Source organism: Rhizomicrobium sp. (assembly GCF_056722145.1).
The window spans coordinates 1-17,548 of the sequence record NZ_JBWZET010000168.1; the positions used below are offsets into that span (position 1 = coordinate 1).

Below are 17,548 nucleotides of genomic sequence, written 5' to 3' on the forward strand. Positions count from 1 at the left end.
GCTTCCGCCTGACCCCGGAACAACTCGACGCCGCCATCACCCCGAAGACCAAGTGGCTGATCCTGAACCAGCCGTCCAATCCGACCGGAGCGTGCTACAGCGCCGACCAGCTCAAGGCGCTCGCACAAGTGCTGCTCAAGCACCCGCAGGTGTGGGTGCTGTCGGACGACATCTACGAGCACCTCGTCTATGGCGATTTCAAATTCACCACCATCGCGGCGGTGGAGCCCAATCTCTATGAGCGCACGCTGACCATGAACGGCGTATCGAAGGCCTATGCCATGACCGGTTGGCGCGTCGGTTTCTGCGGCTGCGCCGAACCGCTGGTGAAGGCGATGGCCAAGCTGCAGAGCCAGTCGGTCAGCCACGCCACTTCCATTTCGCAATGGGCGAGCGTCGAAGCCCTCAACGGGCCGCAGGACTTCATCCCCGAGCGCAAGAAGATCTTCGAAGAGCGCCGCGACCTCGTGGTGTCGATGCTGAACCAGGCGACCGGCATCGAATGCCCGACGCCGGAAGGTGCGTTCTACGTCTATCCGTCGCTGCGCAGCCTGATCGGCAAGACGGCACCGTCGGGCAAGGTGATCCGGACCGACGAGGACTTCGCCGGCGAGCTGCTGCAAGCCGAGGGCGTCGCGGTGGTGCATGGGGCGGCGTTCGGCCTGTCGCCGTTCTTCCGCATCTCCTACGCCACCTCGACCAGCCTGCTGGAAGAAGCCTGCCGCCGCCTGCAGCGCTTCACGGCGGGGCTGAAGTAACCGACGGAGTATCTTTCCTCCCCCGCGCAGTCAAAATCTCAGCGCCGAACCGGCGGAGATATAGCGGGGGAGGAAAGACGATTAATGAAGAACAACGGGCTGCGCGGCTGAAAAGAAGTCACAGGCTTGGCGCGGCAACGGCCAAAACCGGCCCTGCCCTTGCATTGGGTTTGCCCAGCAACCTGATGCTTGGGGCACCAGCCCATGAATTACCGCGCCGCTTCGGCCGCCAAAGTCCGCCAGATGGCCCAGAATTTCCGGGCCCGGGCCAATGAAACCGAGGTTTCCTCGTATCGCCGCAAGATGCTGGCGACGGCGATGGAACTTGAAGAAATCGCCGCTTTCTCCGACCTTTTGGCGGAAGGCGCCATCGGCGACGAATTTGCCGCCTCACCCGGGCTCGAAGCGGCCTGAGGCGGCAAAATCTTCACGGCAAAATCTACTCAGGCGGTCTCGGGCTTGCCTTTCAAGTACGGCCGCGTCGCGACGATGAAGCCGGCCAGTACCAGCGTGCCGACCACCGGCACGAAGGCTTCGGTCAGCAGCATCATCGTGGTGCCGTCGACCGGCAGCCAATGCGGCACCGACCAGACGTGCGCTTTGCCGTCGAGCCAGGACAGATACATGATCGGGAAGTTGGCGATGCCGGCGAGCAGATTGTATTTGGTCGCCGCCGCGCCCTTGCCGATCGCCTCCAGCACCACCGCCCCGAACGCGGCGTAGCAGAAGCCGGTGATCAGCATGTAGAGGCCGACGAAGATGATATAGGTCAGCTCGGTGCGCGGCGCCGCGATCATTCCGAGCACCAGCACCACCGTGACGAGGCTGAACACGTTGAAGGCGACCATGCGGTTCATGCGGTCGCACATCCAGCCACCGACGATGCAGCCGACCATGGTGATGACGCCGCCCAGCAGCCCGTTGATCAGCACCACCCAGTTGGCCGAAGCGTGCCAGTCGGCCGCGACCGCACTCCACAGCTGGGTCATGGCACCAACGCTGATCGGCAGGCACATCGCCACGAATGCCACCAGTCCCCGGCGCGACGTGATCAGGCTGACCAGATCCTTGCCCACCTTGACGAGGCTCTGGCCGAAACCGATGCCGCGATTCTCCGCCGGCGGTTCATGCACCCAGCGCAGCGCGATCACGCTCACGACGCACAACAGCCCGACGCCGCAGCCCGAGAACATCGCCGCCGAAATGTGCTGGCCGAGCCACAGCCCGGCCTCGGCAAACCAGTTGAGTCCGGTGTGTTGCGCCAGCCAGTGCCCGGCGGCCTGATTGCCTTGCGGCGTCAGGTTCTGCGACAGCCACAAGCCGAGTCCGCCGCCGACCGCCGAGCCGCCGAGATTGCCCGCCTGGCTCCAGCCGCCGGCGCGGCCCTTTTCCTCGGGCTTGGTGGCATGGGCCATGATCGAATCCGCCGCCAGAGCCGAGAACGCCGAAACGACGCTGATGAGGAACACCAGGGCCGTGATCAGCGTCAGGTTGGAACCCGAGGCCGGAACCAGCGCCGTACCGGCGATCAGAACGCCCGTCAGTACCGACGATACGAGGTACCACACCTTGTTGGTCAGGGTGGCGTCGACCAACGGTCCGCCGATCACCTTGAACATCTGGGGCACCAGCGACCACACGCCCAGGACCGCGATGGCATCGATCGAAACGCCCGCCGCGGCCAACAAGTAGGCCAGCGTCACCACGACATAACCGTTCGAAATGCCCATCGGCACGAACATCAACAAAAAGAGCACCGGATGGGTGGAGCGTTCCGGCGTAACACGTTCGGGCACGGCTGACCTCAAGCGTTGGCATCCGCAGGGAACGCGGACGGGCGGACAATATAGAAGGCTACCGAATTTTAAGGCTGCGGCAAAGGTGACGGGATTACCCCGCCCGCGAACCCCTTGCCAAACCGGGGGATTCGGCGCGAGGCTCCCTTTACCAAAAACGGGGCGCGTGACGCGGCCCAGTCACCGGGACCAGCGCCCGCCGCGCCCCCCCGGACCCCAAATCACCTGGGGCCCGAAGGAGGCCAATAATGTCGAGTGCAAATGGAGGAAGAGGGCCACGAACCGTGGCCCTGGTAGGACCATACGGCTCCGGCAAGACCACGCTGCTCGAAGCTGCTTTGTTCGCCAACGGTACCGTCAACCGCAAAGGCGCGGTCTCCCAGAACAACACGGTGGGTGATGCAACCCCCGAAGCGCGCGCGCGCCAGATGAGCGTCGAGATCAACTGCGCCACCACGACGTTCATCGACCAGAGTATCACCTTCCTCGATTGTCCGGGTTCCATCGAATTTCTGCAGGACAGCCTGTTCACGCTTCCCGGCATCGACGCCGCCGTCGTGGTGATCGAGCCCGAACCGGCCAAGGTCCAGATGCTGAAGCCGTATATGAAGCGGCTGGCGGACCTGAAGATCCCGCACATGATGTTCGTCAACAAGATCGACAAGGCCACCGGCACCCTCACCGACATCCTTGCCGCGCTTCAGGAAGCCAGCGACACCCCGCTGCTGCTGCGCCAGATTCCGATCTGGCAGAACGAGCAGGTCACCGGCTTCATCGACCTCGCGCTCGAGCGCGCTTTCGCCTATCGCGACGGCAACCACTCCGAGCAGGTCGACATCGCCGATCCCGACGAGGAAAAGCTCGCCCGCTACACCATGCTGGAGAAGCTCGCCGATTACGACGAGCGCCTGATGGAGGAGCTGCTCTCCGACGAGGAACCGGCGCGCGAAGAGGTGTTCGGCGATCTGCAGCGCGAGTTCTCCGATGCCCTCGTGGTGCCGGTGTTCATCGGCTCGGCCGAGCGCAATCAAGGCATCACGCGGCTGATGAAGGCGCTGCGCCACGACAGCCCCGATGTCTCCGTCGCGGCCAAACGGCTCGGCATTCCGGAAGGCTCCGATACCACCGTTCAGGTCCTCAAGACGGTCTATTCCGAGCGCGGCGGCAAGCTCTCCATCGCGCGCGTGATGCAGGGCACCTTGAAGGACGGCGCCGTGTTGAAGACGACCGATGGCGAGGAAACCCGCGTCGGCGGCATTTCGCAGGTCGTCGGTCCCAACACCACCAAGGTCGGCGAAGCCAAGGCCGGCGAGACGGTCGCGCTGGCGCGTCTGGAAGGCATCGCCACCGGCGCGACGCTCTCCACCGCCAAAGCGCCGCCGAAGAAGGCTGCCGTGGAGGTGCTGACGCCGGTCTACAAGCTGGCGATTCAGGCCGCCAATCGCGCCGACGAAGTCAAGCTCACCGCCGCCCTCGGCAAGCTGATCGAGGAAGACCCCTCGCTCAGGTTCGCGCAGGATCCCGAGCTGCACGAGATGACGCTGTCGGGCCAGGGCGAAATCCATCTGCGCGTGGCGGTGGACAAGCTGATGAGCCGCTATGGCCTCAAGCTCAACACCAAGCCGGCGTCGGTGCCGTACAAGGAAACCATCCGCAAGCCGGTGACGGTGCGCGGGCGGCACAAGAGGCAGTCGGGCGGTCACGGCCAGTTCGGCGATTGCGTCTTGGAGATCAAGCCGCAGCCGCGCGGCGCCGGCTTCGCCTTCATCGACGACATCGTCGGCGGCGTGGTGCCGAAGCAGTTCATCCCCTCGGTCGAAAAGGGCGTCGTCGCCTATCTCGACGAAGGCCCGCTCGGCTTTCCGGTGGTCGATCTGTCGGTGACGCTGAACGACGGCTCGTTCCATACGGTGGATTCGTCCGACGCGGCGTTCCAGACCGCGGCGCGCATCGGCATGCAGGAAGGCATGCCCCAGTGCGCTCCGGTGCTGCTGGAGCCGATCGTCAAGGTGCGCATCCATGTGCCCAACGACACGACCTCGAAAATCAACGCGGTGGTGTCGGGACGGCGCGGCCAGCTCCTCGGCTACGACGCCCGCCCGGGCTGGAACGGCTGGGACACGGTCGAAGCCGAGATGCCGCAGAACGAAATCGGCAACCTCATCATCGAACTGAGGTCGCTGACCCAAGGCGTCGGCACCTTCGAGATGGCGTTCGATCACCTCGCCGAAATCTCCGGCAAGATCGCCGACACCATCGTCGCCGACCGCAAGAAGGCCAAGGAAGACGCCAAGGCGGGCTAAGCCGGCCGAAATGCGTGTATAGCGATAGCGGGCGGGGAAACCTGCCCGCTATTTGTTTGTAGTCCTAACACCGAACCACGCCTACAGCGTGCGGCGGATTTCGAAATAGAGGCGGGCCTGCGATTTGATCTTGTACAGGGCCATCTGCTCGGGATCGGTGGCGCCGCGCAAACCGGGGTAGGTGACGTTGGTGTCCTCGAAGCCGAAGGGAATCGCGTTCTTGACCGCGACCGAGAACATCCATTCCGCGGTCGGCTTGTAATCCCAGTTGAGCTCGACATAGGGCGGGATCACCTTGGTGTGCTCGAACTGGGTCGGGCGGAAGTATTGCTCGTCCCAGCCGGTAAACAGGAACACGCCCCAGGTCGACTTCAAACTGTCGATGTCCTGGGTCAGGGTGTACTGGAAAACGCGCGGCCGGGTGCCGGAAATGGCGCGGATGTCGCCGGTCGCCGGATCGCGCACGCCGGTCAGACGCCAGATTTGCGTCGCCTTCAGCAAGCCGTTGGCCAGCCCCAAGCGGTCGAGCGGCAACGTCACTTCGAGATCGATGATGTTCTTGTGGCCGCCACCGATGTTGCCCGGCGCATCGAACAGACCCGAAGACCCCATCACCGGGATGTAGTCCATCACGCCGGAAACATCGTCGTGCGTCAGCGTCAGGACGACGGCACCCTTGTCCCAGAAATGCTGCTCGGCCGAGATTTCGTATTGCGAGTGCCGGTCGGGGGCGAGATCGGGATTGCCGGCCGCGACGCCGGTCGACCCCAGGCTCGACGATGCCACGAAATTGGAAAAATCGAGCTGACCGAGCACGCGCTCATAGCGCAGGCGCACCTGGGTGTCCTTGAGCGGGCTCCAGGTCACCAGCACCCGCGGCTTGGGATAGAAGAAGGTGCGGCTGTTCGAGCTGTCGCCGGTTTCGGAGATCACCGAATATTCCGCCCGCGCGCCGGCTTCGAGCTTCCACTGCGGCGTGATCGTCCACATCACCTGACCGAACACCTCGCCGCGCTTTTCGTTGACGCTGGCATTGGCCGAGGGCAGCGGCACGCCGGTGCCGTTCACCGTGTAGGTGGATTGCCCGTCGAGCAGATTGTAGGCGCCTTCGCTGCCGCCCTCCACGGTGAGATCGGCCGACGGACGCCAGCGCAGCGTGGCGCGGGCGATGCTTTCGCCCGTGCGGTCGCGATACCAGAACACCTCGTGGTCGCCGATGGCGCTGGAATCCTGAAGGTTGGTGGAGCGGCCGAAGCGTTGCAGCACCAGCGTCTCGAGTTCGAGCCCGCCGACCGGACCGATCCAATGCAGCCCGACTTCGCCCTTTTTGGAACCGCTGCCGTTGGTGATCGCCCAATCGTTGCCGGGCGCGAAAAAGGAAAGGCGCGAGCCGAACGGGGAATCGCGATAGGTGGCGTTGGCATTGAACTGGCCGCCCCACAGCGGAACGGTGGCCGCGCCGTTGAGCCCCCAGCCGAGCGCCATCGCCTTCTTGTGCATGTCGTAATGCTGCACCGCACCGCTCGCCGTATTGGTGATGTCGTAGAAGCCGGTGCCGACCGAGTCGTCGTAGTTGCCGAATTCCAATGCCGATATCTGGTAGGTGGACTCGCCGGCGTGGCGGGTGAACTGCACCGTCGCTTCCGGAATGATGTGGCCGTCGGGCCAGAAATGGCTGTCGATATCCATCACGATCTGGGTGGAGTCGGCGGTCTTGCGCACGACGTTGGCGACCACCGACTGGCCATGCATGTCGATGCCCTGGGCACCGCCGCGGATGATATCGATGCGCTCGACATCGCCGGCCGGGATGCGCGACAGGATCGATCCCAGATCATCGGTCTTGGAGGTCGGACGCTGGCCGTCGATCAGCACATTGCCCGCCGTACCGGCGAAGCCGCGCGCCGACTGGCCGCTGTCGAACACGAAACCGGGCAGGCGCGAAACCATGTCGTAGGCGGTCTGCGGCCGGGCGGCTTCAAAATAGCTGGCGGGATATTGCAGCGTGCCGCTCTGATCGTCGGCGTACGCCGTACTACCCAACAACACCGCCGCCAACGCCGCCGCAACCCCGATACGCATCCGAAACCCCGCAAAAACTCACGCCCCTAAAATCGCGAGCGCTTCCTAGTACGGCAAGAATCCGGTTTCGCATGCCCCGCATGCGCATGCTGGCGCGGTGCAAACTAGTGCGGCGGCAGCGCGCAGTTACGCCGGCGGATAGTGCTGTTCGAGGACGCCGGCGCAGGCTTCCACCATCTTCGGCAGCCCGTCGCCGACGCGGCCTTGTTTGGCTTCGGCGAGGAACGCCTTGATGATCGCGTCCCACACGCTTTGCGCGATGTGGCGATCGACGTCGCGGTCGGTCACCACTTCCACATAGCGCTCGCCGAGCGAAACGAAGACGAGAATCCCGGTCTTGCGGTCGTTCTGGGCGAGAATGCGCGAGGCGAAAGCGCGGTGCGCCAGCTCCCAGCATTCCCACAGCTTGGCATGGCGCGGCACCACCGCGAGGCGCAGCGGCCAGAAGTCGAGCAGGAAGGTGCCGACGCCCGCGGCGATCACGGTGATGAGGAACGCTTGGCGCAGCTCGATATGCGGCCACGCCACCGCCAGCACCGCCAACACCGCCATGCCGACAAGGCCGCCGAACACCATCGGATAGAGTTTGTACTTGTCGCTGATCGGCACCGTGGTCACCGCGATGCGGGCCGAGGTGCGCTTCTCGGCGGCGTCGAGCGCCAGCTTCAGGGTTGCGCGTTGCGCCTCTGTCAATTTGACCATCACCAGCTCCCCGAAGATCCGCCGCCACCGAACGAGCCGCCGCCGCCGGAGAATCCACCGCCGCCGCTGCCGCCGCCCCAACCGCCACCGCCGCCCCAGCCGCCACGTCCGCCGCCAAGCCCGCCGAGCAAAAACAGCGGCCACAGATGGCGTCCGAACACGACCAGGAAAACGATGATCAGGAGGAACGGAATGCCGCCGAACGGCGAGCCGCTGTCGTGGTGCCGTTTGGGCGTCGGAATGGATTCGGCACCGGTCGGATTGCCGCCGAGGGTCCTCAGCACATTGACGGTGCCGTTGATGATGCCCTTGTCGTAATCGCCGGCGCGAAAGGCCGGCAGCATCACGTTTTCGATGATCAGCTTTGACTGGGCATCGGTGAGATCGCCTTCGAGGCCATAGCCGACTTCGATGCGGGTCTGGTGCTGATTGGGCGCGATGATGATGAGGGCGCCGTTGTTCTTGGCCTTCTGGCCGATGCCCCAGGCGCGCCCGAGCTGATAACCGTAATCGGCGATGTCGGTGCCGCCGAGGTCCTTCAGGGTGACGACCACCACCTGATTGCCGGTCTGCTGCTCGTGCTCCGCAAGATAGGCGGTGAGTTTTTCCTTGGCCGGCGCGCCGAGGATGCCGGCTTCATCGACCACCCGGCCGCTGAGCGGCGGGAAATTGAGTGCGGCCTGGGCGCCCGTTGTCGCCACAACGGCGAACAAGGCGACGACGACGAAGGCCGCGACGTTGCGGAATAGTCTGGGCATGACCCCACTCCCGGTTGGTCGCGGCCGGGACAAGCCCGGCCACGGCAAGGTGGGTTAGAACGATACCGTCGGCGCCGACTGGTTCTTCTCATTGGTCTGGAACGCCGGATAGGGCTTCAGTTCCGGATAGAAGATCGAGGCGGTCCAGCGTTCCGGGATGGTGCGCAGCATGGTGTTGAACGCCTGCACTTCCTGGATGTAGTCGCGCCGCGCCACCGAGATGCGGTTCTCGGTGCCTTCGAGCTGCGCCTGCAGCGCGATGAAGTTCTGGTTGGACTTCAGCTCGGGATAATTCTCGGTGACCACCAACAGTCGGCCGAGCGCATTGGACAGGCCCGCCTGGTTGGCTTCGAACTGGCGCAGCGCGTTCGGATCGGTGGCGAGCTTTTCCGGCAGTACGGTCTGGGTCGCCTTGGCGCGCGCTTCGATCACCGCGGTCAGGACGGTCTGCTCCTGCTTGGCGTAGCCCTTCACGGTGTTGACGAGGTTCGGCACCAGATCGGCGCGGCGCTGATACTGGTTCTGCACCTCGCCCCAGGCCGCCTTCACCTTTTCGTCCTGAGCCGGAATCTTGTTGATGCCGCAGCCGGCAAGTCCCACGCCCAGCGCAGCAACCACGGCGAGGCGGGTAAAATTCTTCCAAAACGACATCGGCCACTCTCCCAATTCGCCCTTCGTCGAATCGAAGGGCTCCCATTAATACAAAAAAATTGCCGGAGCGGGGGGCGCTCCGGCAATTGCGTGGGATCGCTCGCGGTGGTTGGGGGCGCGAGCAGAGCTGGACGGCGGGGGGGCCGCCAGCTCTTCGCGGCGGGGGTCCGCCGGCGGCGCGCCTTGGGGGGAAGGACAGCGCCGTGATCTCTAGATAGGTGCGATCCCGGCGATTTCAAGGAGTATGGATCAATCCGTGCCGAGTGACAGTTCACAGCCTAGTATAGCTCGACAAGCAGTTCTCTGCCCGATCCGAACGCAAAACACATTCGGTCATTTTGTGAAGAAAAATCAGCGGGTGAGTGGAGCGACGGCCGATATTCCGATCGATTTAAAGGCCGTACCTTTTCACTACCGTCGAAACGATCGCGCCTAAGACCGCTACGAAAATGGCGGCAATACTCAAAAAGCCTGCCATTTTGTCCTCCTTTTACCGCAAAGCGTGTACATAGACTAATCATTGATTTCGAAATTTCCACCCCCAACGACGGAGGGGACGGAATTATTCCTGATTCCAGCCAATGTGAGTTCGAAGTTTAACGAACAGATTGCCGAAAATATCATAAGAACCAAAGCGGTAAGCCAAGCATGATCATTTCCCATGCCAGTCACGTCAGCACCGTAGAGCATGGATGCCAGAGCGAACGAAGCAAGTGTAAGCCCCCATACCACGCGCTGACCCGGTGAAAGGTTTGCAAGCGTATACGAGCCCGTAAGCAACCGGGTGAAAACCGACACAGCCACCAAGCCTGAATTGCTAATGGTAATGAATAAGAGATCGGGCGCCCAATTATCGGTCCAACCCTTTTGCTCCTTTGCCGCTATCCAAAGGACAAAATGGGCAAGTAGCGGCATGAGGCCAATCATCATGCCGGCAATCCAGTCACACCAAGCAATTTTTCTTTCTTTGAGCGTTTGCAGCTCCGCCGAAATGATAATTCAATAATAGACCCTCGGCCTCTCTAATAGATTAATGCAAATAATATTACAGCCATGTAATTGACTGTTCAGTAAGCATTGCAATGATGCCGAACGCCAGACACTTAGAGCAGAAGCTCAATACTTAGTAATGCCAGTCCTTGGCTTCGCGCACGAGGAAATCGCGGAACGCCGCTACCCGCTTGGATTGGCGCAAGGAATCCGCATAGACCAAATGCACGTCGAAGGTCGGCCCGGGAACCTCGGGCAGAATGCGAATAAGCTGCGGATATTGTATAGCGACGTAGTCGGGTATCGACACGATCCCAATGCCCGCCAGCGCCGCGTTGACGACGCCCGTCACATTGTTGACCCGGATGATCCGCCCCTTGCCGGCGGTGCGGCTGGTGCGCTTGCAGCTATCGACCAGCCAATTGATCTCGCGCACTTCCGCCGGCGCGGTTTCGCCGTAGGAAATGACGGTGTGGTCAACCAGCTCTTCGCAGCGCTCGGGCGTGCCGTTGGCATCGAGATAGGCCTGCGCGGCGTAGACGTGATAGTGGACCGTGAACAGCTTGCGCTGGATCAGGTCGGCCTGCACCGGGGCGCGCATGCGGATGGCGACGTCGGCCTCGCGCTGCGACAAGTCGAGCTCGCGATCCTCGAGCACCAGATGCAATTCGAGCTCGGGACATTCCTTGATGAGGTTGGCGAGCCGCGGCACCAGCCAATACGAGCCGATGCCGTGGGTGGACGTCACTTTCAGCGAGCCGCGCGGCGCATCGTGGACGTTCTTGAGGGCCTCTTCGGCCTGGGCGAGGCGCGCCAGCACGTCACTGACGGCGGCGTACAGCATCTCGCCTTCGTCGGTGAGGGTGAGGCCGCGGGCGTGGCGCTGGAACAGCGGCGTGTTGATCTCTTCCTCGAGCGCACTGATCTGGCGGCTGACCGCCGACTGGCTCAAGGTCAGCATCTGACCGGCATGGGTGAAACTTCCGGCGGACGCGACCGCGTGGAAGATGCGCAGCTTGTCCCAATCCATGCCTTACCTCTTTGACTTGGACCGCGTGTTCGACTTCTTCGAGGTCGCCTTCGACGGTTTGGATTTTTTCGTTGTGGCCGTCTTCGCCTTTTTCTTCGCCGGCTTGGTCTTCTTGGTCGGCGTCTTGGTCCGTTTCTTTATCGTCGGCTTCGCGGCCACCGCCGGGTGATGCCCACCGGCGAGGAACCGTTCGGCTTCCAGCGCCGCCATGCACCCCATCCCCGCCGCCGTGACCGCCTGACGGAAGGTGTGGTCTTTCACATCGCCCGCCGCGAACACGCCCGCCACGTCGGTTGCCGTGGAATCGGACGCCGTCTTGATATAGCCGAATTCGTCCATCTTCACCTGACCTTTGAACAAGGCGGTGGCGGGCGAGTGGCCGATAGCGATGAACACGCCATCGACATCGAGGGTTTGTCTGGTCCCGGTCGCGCAGTCGGCGAGAATGACGCCGGTGACACCTTTGGGATTGTCGCTGCCGATGACCTCGGCGACTTCGCAGCCATAGGCGATCTTGATCTTGGGGTGGGCAGCGAGGCGCGTCATGTTGGTCTTGTCGCAGCGCAAAGCATCGCGGCGATGAACCAGCGTCACCGCGTCGGCGAAGTTGGTGAGGAACAGCGCCTCCTCGGCCGCGGTATTGCCGCCGCCGACCACCGCAACTTTCTTGCCGCGGTAGAAGAAGCCATCGCAGGTGGCGCAAGCCGACACGCCCGAGCCCTGGAAATGCATTTCCGACGGCAGGCCCAGCCAGTTCGCCTGGGCGCCGGTGGCGATGATCAGGGTATCGGCGGTGTAGGTCTCACCGCTGTCACCGGTAATGGTGAAGGGGCGCTTCGACAGATCGACCGCGGTAATCACGTCGGTGACGAATTTTGTCCCCAGGTTTTTCGCCTGTTCTTCCATCTGCTGCATCAGCCAGGGCCCCTGGATGGGGTCGGCGAAGCCGGGGAAATTCTCGATTTCGGTGGTGATGGTGAGCTGGCCGCCGGGCTGCAGCCCCGCGATAACGATCGGCTCCAGCATGGCGCGCGCCGCGTAAATGGCGGCGGTGCAGCCGGCCGGGCCGCTGCCCAGGATGATGACTTTGGAATGCATAGACGACGCCTCATGAAGGCCGGACTCAGAAGTTCCGACCACCCCGCTGTGATATCGGGACTGACTGGAAAAAGGTCAAGCCAGGGCAACTGCGGGGCGTTTGCAGGGAACACATTCCTGTGCCGGCCGGACCTCGCGCTGGACCAGGGTTTGCCTGCGGCGAGGCGTTTCTAGACATATTATTGCGCCCGGCCCGGTTCCCGGAGTACAAATGCGGCGAGACAGAATATTTCGGGGAAGCCCCTTGGAGCACCACAAGCTCGATTCCATCGACCTCAAGATCCTGGCCGAACTTCAGGCTGACGGTCGCATCACCAATGTCGAACTCTCCCGCCGCGCCAAGATCACGGCGCCGCCGTGCCTGCGCCGCATGCGCGCGTTGGAGAAGGCCGGTTACATTCAGGGCTATCACGCCGATCTCGACCCCAAGTCGCTCGGGTTCGAGGTGACCGGCTTTGCCTTCGTCGGCCTCAACAGCCAGCACGACCAGGACCTCAAGCAGTTCGAAGAACATGTGCGATCGTGGCCGAACGTGCGCGAGTGCTACATGCTGTCGGGCGAAGTCGATTTCATCCTCAAGATCGTGGCGAAGGATTTGTCGAGCTTCCAGAGCTTCATCACCGAAGTGCTGACGGCGGAAAAAAATGTCGCGAGCGTCAAGACGGCCCTGTCGATCCACGCCTCCAAGAACCAGCCGGGCGTGCCGATCGAGGCCAAGCTTTAGCCTGCTCATTGCGGTATTGGCGTTGGCGGCTCCGGCCGCTGCCGCCGATGCGGTGTTCGGCACCTTCACGCTCGATCCGGCGCGCTCCAGCGGGCGCGAGGTGTGCGCGGTGACGACGCTGGAAGACCTCGGCAGCGGCAAATTCCATTTCGTGGCAACGCGCGTCACCGCGAGCGGCAAGTTCGAGCGGCGCGACGGCGTGTTCGCCTTCGACGGCGGCGAACATAGTGACGGCATCGGCAGCCTCGCCTTCAGCCGCGTCGACGAGCATCGTTATGTGATGGTGTCGCTCGGCCGCCTGCACGCCACGACGATGGTCACGCTGTCGGACGACGGCACCGTGCTGACCGAAACCGCCGACGGCATCGACGACGACGACGCCTTCCACGCCGCCCGCGTCTATGTCCGCGGGGCCGGCAAATGCGACGCGGTGCCGTAAACCCCCGCTGTCATCCCCGGCTGAGCCAGCGCAGCGCCGCGAAGGGAAGGGGACCCAGGTGCATTCCCACGGCCGACTCTGAAAGATTTGCACAGCCTGCAAATCGGCGCGCACCAATGCGACTGCACCACCTGGGTCCCCTTCCCTTCGCTCTTCTCCGCCAGCGTCGAAGCGCTCAGCCGGGGATGACAGACTTAATTTGGCGTCCGAGTGTGGTATCACCATGCGTCGGGATGTGCGGAGGGGGCGATGGGCTGGTTTGGCCCGGTGGTGAGTGGCGAACAGAAAAAACGGGCGCGGATCCGGCGTTATTTCGAGCCGGACAAAGGCCCGAAGCCATGGCTGCTTGCCGCCGTCGGCGCCGCCAGCCTGATCCTGATGGTGGTGCTGACGCTGTACCTGGTGTCGTTCTACGCCACCATCGCGGCGGCGATCCTGTCGGTGGTTGCGTTCGCCATCGCCTGGGTGTCGTTCAGCGAGCGGGCCAACCGCGCCGACGACGATGACATCGACATCTGGCGCGATGCGGATTTCGAGCGCGCGGTCGAGCGGATCAGAGAGGACGCGGTGCTGGCGTCCTCCGACCTGATGAATCCCAAAAATCCGATCGTGTTCGCCGGCCTGCCGCGCTTCAAGAATCTCGAAGTCCGTTTCAGCCACGACGACGGCAGCTTGAAGAAGCGCTGGCGCTTCAAGGTCAAGGTCGGCGAGGACGGCATCACCCGCTTCACCCCGCCCTGCCTCACGGTGCTGCATTTCACCAAGGACCATCTGCTCGCCTATCAGTGCGACCTCGACCTGCTCTCCGGCACGGTGCTCAACGAAACCCTCGACGAGTATTTCTGGCAGGACATCGTCAGCCTGCAGATCGAACGCCAGACCCTGCCGACCGAAGCCGACGACGCCGCGCTCTATGAGCAATGGTCGGAGCACATGCCCGACGACGAAAGCGAGCGCTACGAGCCGCTGCATGCCGATCTGCCGTCGGCACTTTCCACCGGCAAGCGCACCATCCTGCGGCTGAAGACGACCACCGGCGGCGGCCTCGAGATCGTGCTGGCCGACGAGCGCTTCGCCGCCGCCAAGGACAGCCTGCAGGCGCGCAACCACGCCGCCATCGACCGCCTGCGCAAGCTGCTGCGGGACAGGAAGGCGCGGCGGTAGAGCGGCGTCCCGCCCCTGTGCTAGAATGGCGTGCGCGTTCGCATCAGGGGGGCCTCATGAAGCGCGGAGTCGCATTGGCTGCAGCGGCGCTGGCGGCGTTCATCGTGCCGAAGAGCGAGGCGCAACCGTCGCGCGGCGTCGAAAGCGTGACCATTGAATCGCAGAACGCCTTGCCGGGCATCTGGCGGTTCCCGCCGCATCCGCGCCGCTCGGTGTGGACCGAGCACGGCAGCGATGTCGTCGCCGATTTCACCGCGATCGGGCCGGAAAAATACTGCCGCATCGGCGGCACCTCCGGCGACTATGTGCTCAACTGCCTCGAGCTTGCCGAGCGCGAGCCGCGGGCGCGCCTGACCGGTTCGGGACGCGTGGAACTGTCGTGGGCGGTGCTGTTCGGCGTGCCCGGCTGCCGCTGGACCTATTACGGCCGTCTCGAGTCCGGCATCGCCATGAGCGGGCATCTTGGGATGCGCTGCGGTTTGGTCTATCGCGAGGACCGTACGGCGATGACGCTCACCAAGCTGGTGCTGTCGGAGAAAACGCCCGATGCCGGCGGCGAGGCGCCCTATCTGCGCCATTTGTTCGAACAGATGGCCACCGGCCGCGTCAGCGAGCCCGTCGCCGCGCCTCACATCATCTCGTCCGATCCGAACGTCGTTCCGCTGCCGCAGGACGCGCAGGAAAAGCTGCTGTTGCCGCCGACGCCGGAAGCGCTGCGCCTGCTCGGTCCGGTGACCGCGGTGGTCTATGTCGGCGCCTACACGCCGATCGTCGGCTGGGACTATCAGCAATCCACTCCGGTCTACAGCGCGAAGCGCGCCAGCATCTACGCGGTGGAATTCGAGAACGGCGAACGGCTATGCGCACTGCGCCGCCGCGCCGACGGTGCGCTCGACCTGTTCCAATGCGTGTGAGCGCTGTCGCGCGCGCCGCGGTTTTGCTATGAGTTGGGCATGCTGACCCTCACCTGCCTGTGCGGCCGCGTCCGCCTCGAACTCGCCAAGCGCCCGGATTTCATCAACGCATGCAACTGCACGCTCTGCAGCAAGACGGGCGCGCATTGGGCCTATTTCCACCCCGACGACGTGCGCATCACCGGCGCGACGACAGGATACCGCCGCGCCGACAAGGCCGACCCGGCCGCGGAAATCCAGTTCTGCCCGCATTGCGGGACCACGACGCATTTCGTTTTGACCGCGAGCGCCATCGCCAAATTCGGCAACGTCCAGCTCGGCATCAATATGCGCCTCGCCGACGAGAAGGAGCTTACCGGCCTCGAACTGCGCTACCCCGACGGCCGCGCCTGGCCCGGCCACGGCCCGTTCGGTTATGTGCGGGAGGCACGCATCATCGGGGGGTGAACGCCTCTTTCTGCCCCCGCGGGCGACGCGCGATCGCCGATGGCACCTAGACCGTGGGGGAAGTGGCGCGCCAGCGCCGAAGGGGGCTCGCCAGAGGCACCGCGCCACAATAGCCGCCGAACGGCGACTCTCCGCCCTGTTTCAGACATTCCCGCCGCGAGAGCTATGACGTACATGCGCCAAAGGTGGTCGTAGCCGTCGGTGCCGCGCCGGTAGTAAAATTGGCTTCACCGTGCCCGCATCCGAATTAGTAAGTAGCGCGTTTGCGTGATCGCGTACCCCAGCGCTAGTGCCGCAAGAAGGCCAAGAAGTAACCGTAAAGCAGGATTGTGCGCCGTGATGATTATGTAAACCAACCCTCCACCGAGGCCCCACCAAACAAGGGTCATGAGCATGAGCGGCCATCTGGGCTTCGCCACTTTGAGGCTTCGAGCGACTAGGTTGGAGACCGCATCGACTTCTGCTTCATGCCTGCTGCGACAGGCAAGACCCCCTTCGCGCTCAGCCGCGCAATCAGCACAAACTCCACGGGAGCAGTGTTTGCAGGTGCCTACGGCATCCACTTGTGGATGATAAAAACACTTCATTCGCATCCCCCATGTTCCCAAATTGAACGTTGCGATCAACTTCGGTTCGAAATCAATTATGCTCCAAAGTCACGCTGCCAGAGAATGGCGAGCAATGGCGTGCGCCGCGACAAGGCGGAGCTTTACAGCCAGCACTTTGTAACGCAAACGGCGACTGTTGGCGCATTTGCGACCAACTCTCAACGGCGAGTTCGGGACCGTTTCCGGACCTTCGCCCTTGGACCGTCTTGCGCCAAGAGTCGCCCTTCGCGCCTCTCTGGAAGAGGTACTGGCAACAACCAATTCCGGACATTCGACGTGGTGCGAAATTCAAGAATTACGCACCACGAGACCGCCGCACGAAAATCAACTGGTTAGCCGGTGCAGAAATCCGGTGCGAATGTCCGCTTTTAAGTAGCCGCCGCAAGTCGGCGGTTGGATCAGGTAGGGCAAGTTCTGGCGCCAGCCGGAAGTAGCCCGGAGGTCCGGAGTCGCACCCAAACTCCCCTTTTGGAATTGGTCCAGAGTGCGCCAGAAACAGACCCTCACCTCCCCCTTGCGGGGAGGTCGAAATGCGCAGCATTTCGGGTGGGGGGCGGACGTCCGAAATGCGCCGAAGTTGCCCTTTGCGTTGCAAAGCACCCGGTGCATAATTCCGTCCAGTCCCGGAGACCGTCTGGGACATCGGAGGTTCTCATGCGGTTGATCAAGTGGGGCACCCGTTTGGCCGTGAGCGCTGCCGTTGGGGCCGTAGTTTTGCTGGGATTATTGTGGCTTGATCATGGTAGGGAGACGTCGTTGCCCTTGCCCACAGGCTCTTTCGCCGTTGGGCGCACAACCTTCGTCTGGAGCGATGACAAACGGCCCGCTTTGCTGGCACCACGGCCCAATTCGAAGCGGGAAGTATTTGCCTGGGTATGGTATCCGGCCGTGCCCCAGTCATCTTCCGAGAAAACCGCCGACTATTTGCCGACTCCGTGGCGCCGCGCGCTGGAACATCACTCCGGCGTGCTGCTCACAAATTTTTTGACTCGGGATTTGGCACGCGTCCGAACCCATAGCGTCGCGGACGCCCCGCTATCGCCGCGTCGGCGGAGTTATCCCGTCGTGGTGATGCGTGCGGGGC

Annotated in this window: 16 protein-coding genes and 1 pseudogene; 9 read left to right on the top strand and 8 right to left on the bottom strand. The window is 63.2% G+C overall.

What is annotated here, in order from left to right; genetic code table 11:
• The coding region (locus AC1P6P_RS08990; protein ID WP_481402103.1) for a pyridoxal phosphate-dependent aminotransferase at positions 1 to 758 on the top strand (758 nt) is incomplete at its 5' end.
• 204 nt (positions 759 to 962) lie between these two features.
• Positions 963 to 1,172 carry a hypothetical protein gene (locus AC1P6P_RS08995; protein ID WP_481402104.1) on the top strand — a complete coding sequence of 70 codons (210 nt, stop codon included), beginning with the start codon at positions 963 to 965 and terminating at the stop codon, positions 1,170 to 1,172.
• 29 nt (positions 1,173 to 1,201) lie between these two features.
• Here AC1P6P_RS08995 and AC1P6P_RS09000 read toward each other — a convergent pair whose 3' ends face one another.
• Positions 1,202 to 2,554 (bottom strand): MFS transporter, encoded by a 1,353-nt coding sequence (locus AC1P6P_RS09000; RefSeq protein ID WP_481402105.1) that lies wholly within the window; start codon positions 2,552 to 2,554, stop codon positions 1,202 to 1,204.
• Positions 2,555 to 2,802: 248 nt separating this feature from the next.
• Here AC1P6P_RS09000 and AC1P6P_RS09005 point away from each other — a divergent pair, with 248 nt between their 5' ends.
• Positions 2,803 to 4,857 carry an elongation factor G gene (locus AC1P6P_RS09005; protein WP_481402106.1) on the top strand — a complete coding sequence of 685 codons (2,055 nt, stop codon included), beginning with the start codon at positions 2,803 to 2,805 and terminating at the stop codon, positions 4,855 to 4,857.
• Positions 4,858 to 4,938: 81 nt separating this feature from the next.
• Here AC1P6P_RS09005 and AC1P6P_RS09010 read toward each other — a convergent pair whose 3' ends face one another.
• From AC1P6P_RS09010 to trxB, 7 genes are all read right to left on the bottom strand, one after another.
• Entirely contained in the window at positions 4,939 to 6,939 is a 2,001-nt protein-coding gene (locus AC1P6P_RS09010; RefSeq protein WP_481402107.1) for a TonB-dependent receptor plug domain-containing protein, read from the bottom strand.
• 126 nt (positions 6,940 to 7,065) lie between these two features.
• Positions 7,066 to 7,641: a TPM domain-containing protein gene (locus AC1P6P_RS09015; RefSeq protein ID WP_481402108.1), complete on the bottom strand. Its 576-nt coding sequence runs from the start codon at positions 7,639 to 7,641 to the stop codon at positions 7,066 to 7,068.
• Positions 7,641 to 8,399, bottom strand: a complete 759-nt coding sequence (locus tag AC1P6P_RS09020; protein ID WP_481402109.1) for a TPM domain-containing protein — start codon at positions 8,397 to 8,399, stop codon at positions 7,641 to 7,643. Before AC1P6P_RS09020 ends, AC1P6P_RS09015 begins: the two co-directional genes overlap by 1 nt.
• A 54-nt stretch (positions 8,400 to 8,453) precedes the next feature.
• A complete protein-coding gene (locus AC1P6P_RS09025) occupies positions 8,454 to 9,050 on the bottom strand; it encodes a LemA family protein (RefSeq protein ID WP_481402110.1) in 597 nt (198 codons plus the stop codon).
• Positions 9,051 to 9,563: 513 nt separating this feature from the next.
• Entirely contained in the window at positions 9,564 to 9,980 is a 417-nt protein-coding gene (locus AC1P6P_RS09030; RefSeq protein WP_481402111.1) for a hypothetical protein, read from the bottom strand.
• Between the two features lie 193 nt (positions 9,981 to 10,173).
• Positions 10,174 to 11,070 carry a LysR family transcriptional regulator gene (locus AC1P6P_RS09035; RefSeq protein ID WP_481402112.1) on the bottom strand — a complete coding sequence of 299 codons (897 nt, stop codon included), beginning with the start codon at positions 11,068 to 11,070 and terminating at the stop codon, positions 10,174 to 10,176.
• Positions 11,071 to 11,073: 3 nt separating this feature from the next.
• Entirely contained in the window at positions 11,074 to 12,168 is a 1,095-nt protein-coding gene (trxB, locus tag AC1P6P_RS09040; protein ID WP_481402113.1) for a thioredoxin-disulfide reductase, read from the bottom strand.
• 244 nt (positions 12,169 to 12,412) lie between these two features.
• Here trxB and AC1P6P_RS09045 point away from each other — a divergent pair, with 244 nt between their 5' ends.
• The 6 genes and pseudogenes from AC1P6P_RS09045 to AC1P6P_RS09070 form a co-directional block, all read left to right on the top strand.
• The gene (locus tag AC1P6P_RS09045; RefSeq protein WP_481402114.1) at positions 12,413 to 12,892 is read left to right on the top strand and encodes an Lrp/AsnC family transcriptional regulator; all 480 of its coding nucleotides are present in this window, start codon (positions 12,413 to 12,415) and stop codon (positions 12,890 to 12,892) included.
• 22 nt (positions 12,893 to 12,914) lie between these two features.
• The gene (locus tag AC1P6P_RS09050; RefSeq protein WP_481402115.1) at positions 12,915 to 13,331 is read left to right on the top strand and encodes a hypothetical protein; all 417 of its coding nucleotides are present in this window, start codon (positions 12,915 to 12,917) and stop codon (positions 13,329 to 13,331) included.
• 249 nt (positions 13,332 to 13,580) lie between these two features.
• On the top strand, positions 13,581 to 14,495 hold the full coding sequence (locus tag AC1P6P_RS09055; RefSeq protein ID WP_481402116.1) for a hypothetical protein: 915 nt from the start codon (positions 13,581 to 13,583) through the stop codon (positions 14,493 to 14,495).
• Between the two features lie 56 nt (positions 14,496 to 14,551).
• Positions 14,552 to 15,409, top strand: a complete 858-nt coding sequence (locus tag AC1P6P_RS09060) for a hypothetical protein (protein ID WP_481402117.1) — start codon at positions 14,552 to 14,554, stop codon at positions 15,407 to 15,409.
• A gap of 39 nt (positions 15,410 to 15,448) precedes the next feature.
• Complete coding sequence (locus AC1P6P_RS09065) at positions 15,449 to 15,856, top strand: GFA family protein (RefSeq protein WP_481402118.1); 408 nt, start codon at positions 15,449 to 15,451, stop codon at positions 15,854 to 15,856.
• Positions 15,857 to 17,118: 1,262 nt separating this feature from the next.
• Positions 17,119 to 17,548 (top strand): annotated as a pseudogene (locus AC1P6P_RS09070) (alpha/beta hydrolase family protein); the annotation flags it as partial.

Excerpts from the sequence above, each read along its gene's own strand:
- AC1P6P_RS09035 (WP_481402112.1), bottom strand. The coding sequence starts at position 11,070 with ATGGATTGGGACAAGCTGCGCATCTTCCACGCGGTCGCGTCCGCCGGA.
- AC1P6P_RS09055 (WP_481402116.1), top strand. The coding sequence starts at position 13,581 with ATGGGCTGGTTTGGCCCGGTGGTGAGTGGCGAACAGAAAAAACGGGCG.
- AC1P6P_RS09025 (WP_481402110.1), bottom strand. The coding sequence starts at position 9,050 with ATGTCGTTTTGGAAGAATTTTACCCGCCTCGCCGTGGTTGCTGCGCTG.
- AC1P6P_RS09020 (WP_481402109.1), bottom strand. The coding sequence starts at position 8,399 with ATGCCCAGACTATTCCGCAACGTCGCGGCCTTCGTCGTCGTCGCCTTG.
- AC1P6P_RS09030 (WP_481402111.1), bottom strand. The coding sequence starts at position 9,980 with ATGATGATTGGCCTCATGCCGCTACTTGCCCATTTTGTCCTTTGGATA.
- AC1P6P_RS09005 (WP_481402106.1), top strand. The coding sequence starts at position 2,803 with ATGTCGAGTGCAAATGGAGGAAGAGGGCCACGAACCGTGGCCCTGGTA.
- AC1P6P_RS09065 (WP_481402118.1), top strand. The coding sequence starts at position 15,449 with ATGCTGACCCTCACCTGCCTGTGCGGCCGCGTCCGCCTCGAACTCGCC.
- AC1P6P_RS08995 (WP_481402104.1), top strand. The coding sequence starts at position 963 with ATGAATTACCGCGCCGCTTCGGCCGCCAAAGTCCGCCAGATGGCCCAG.
- AC1P6P_RS09010 (WP_481402107.1), bottom strand. The coding sequence starts at position 6,939 with ATGCGTATCGGGGTTGCGGCGGCGTTGGCGGCGGTGTTGTTGGGTAGT.
- AC1P6P_RS09060 (WP_481402117.1), top strand. The coding sequence starts at position 14,552 with ATGAAGCGCGGAGTCGCATTGGCTGCAGCGGCGCTGGCGGCGTTCATC.
- trxB (WP_481402113.1), bottom strand. The coding sequence starts at position 12,168 with ATGCATTCCAAAGTCATCATCCTGGGCAGCGGCCCGGCCGGCTGCACC.
- AC1P6P_RS09015 (WP_481402108.1), bottom strand. The coding sequence starts at position 7,641 with ATGGTCAAATTGACAGAGGCGCAACGCGCAACCCTGAAGCTGGCGCTC.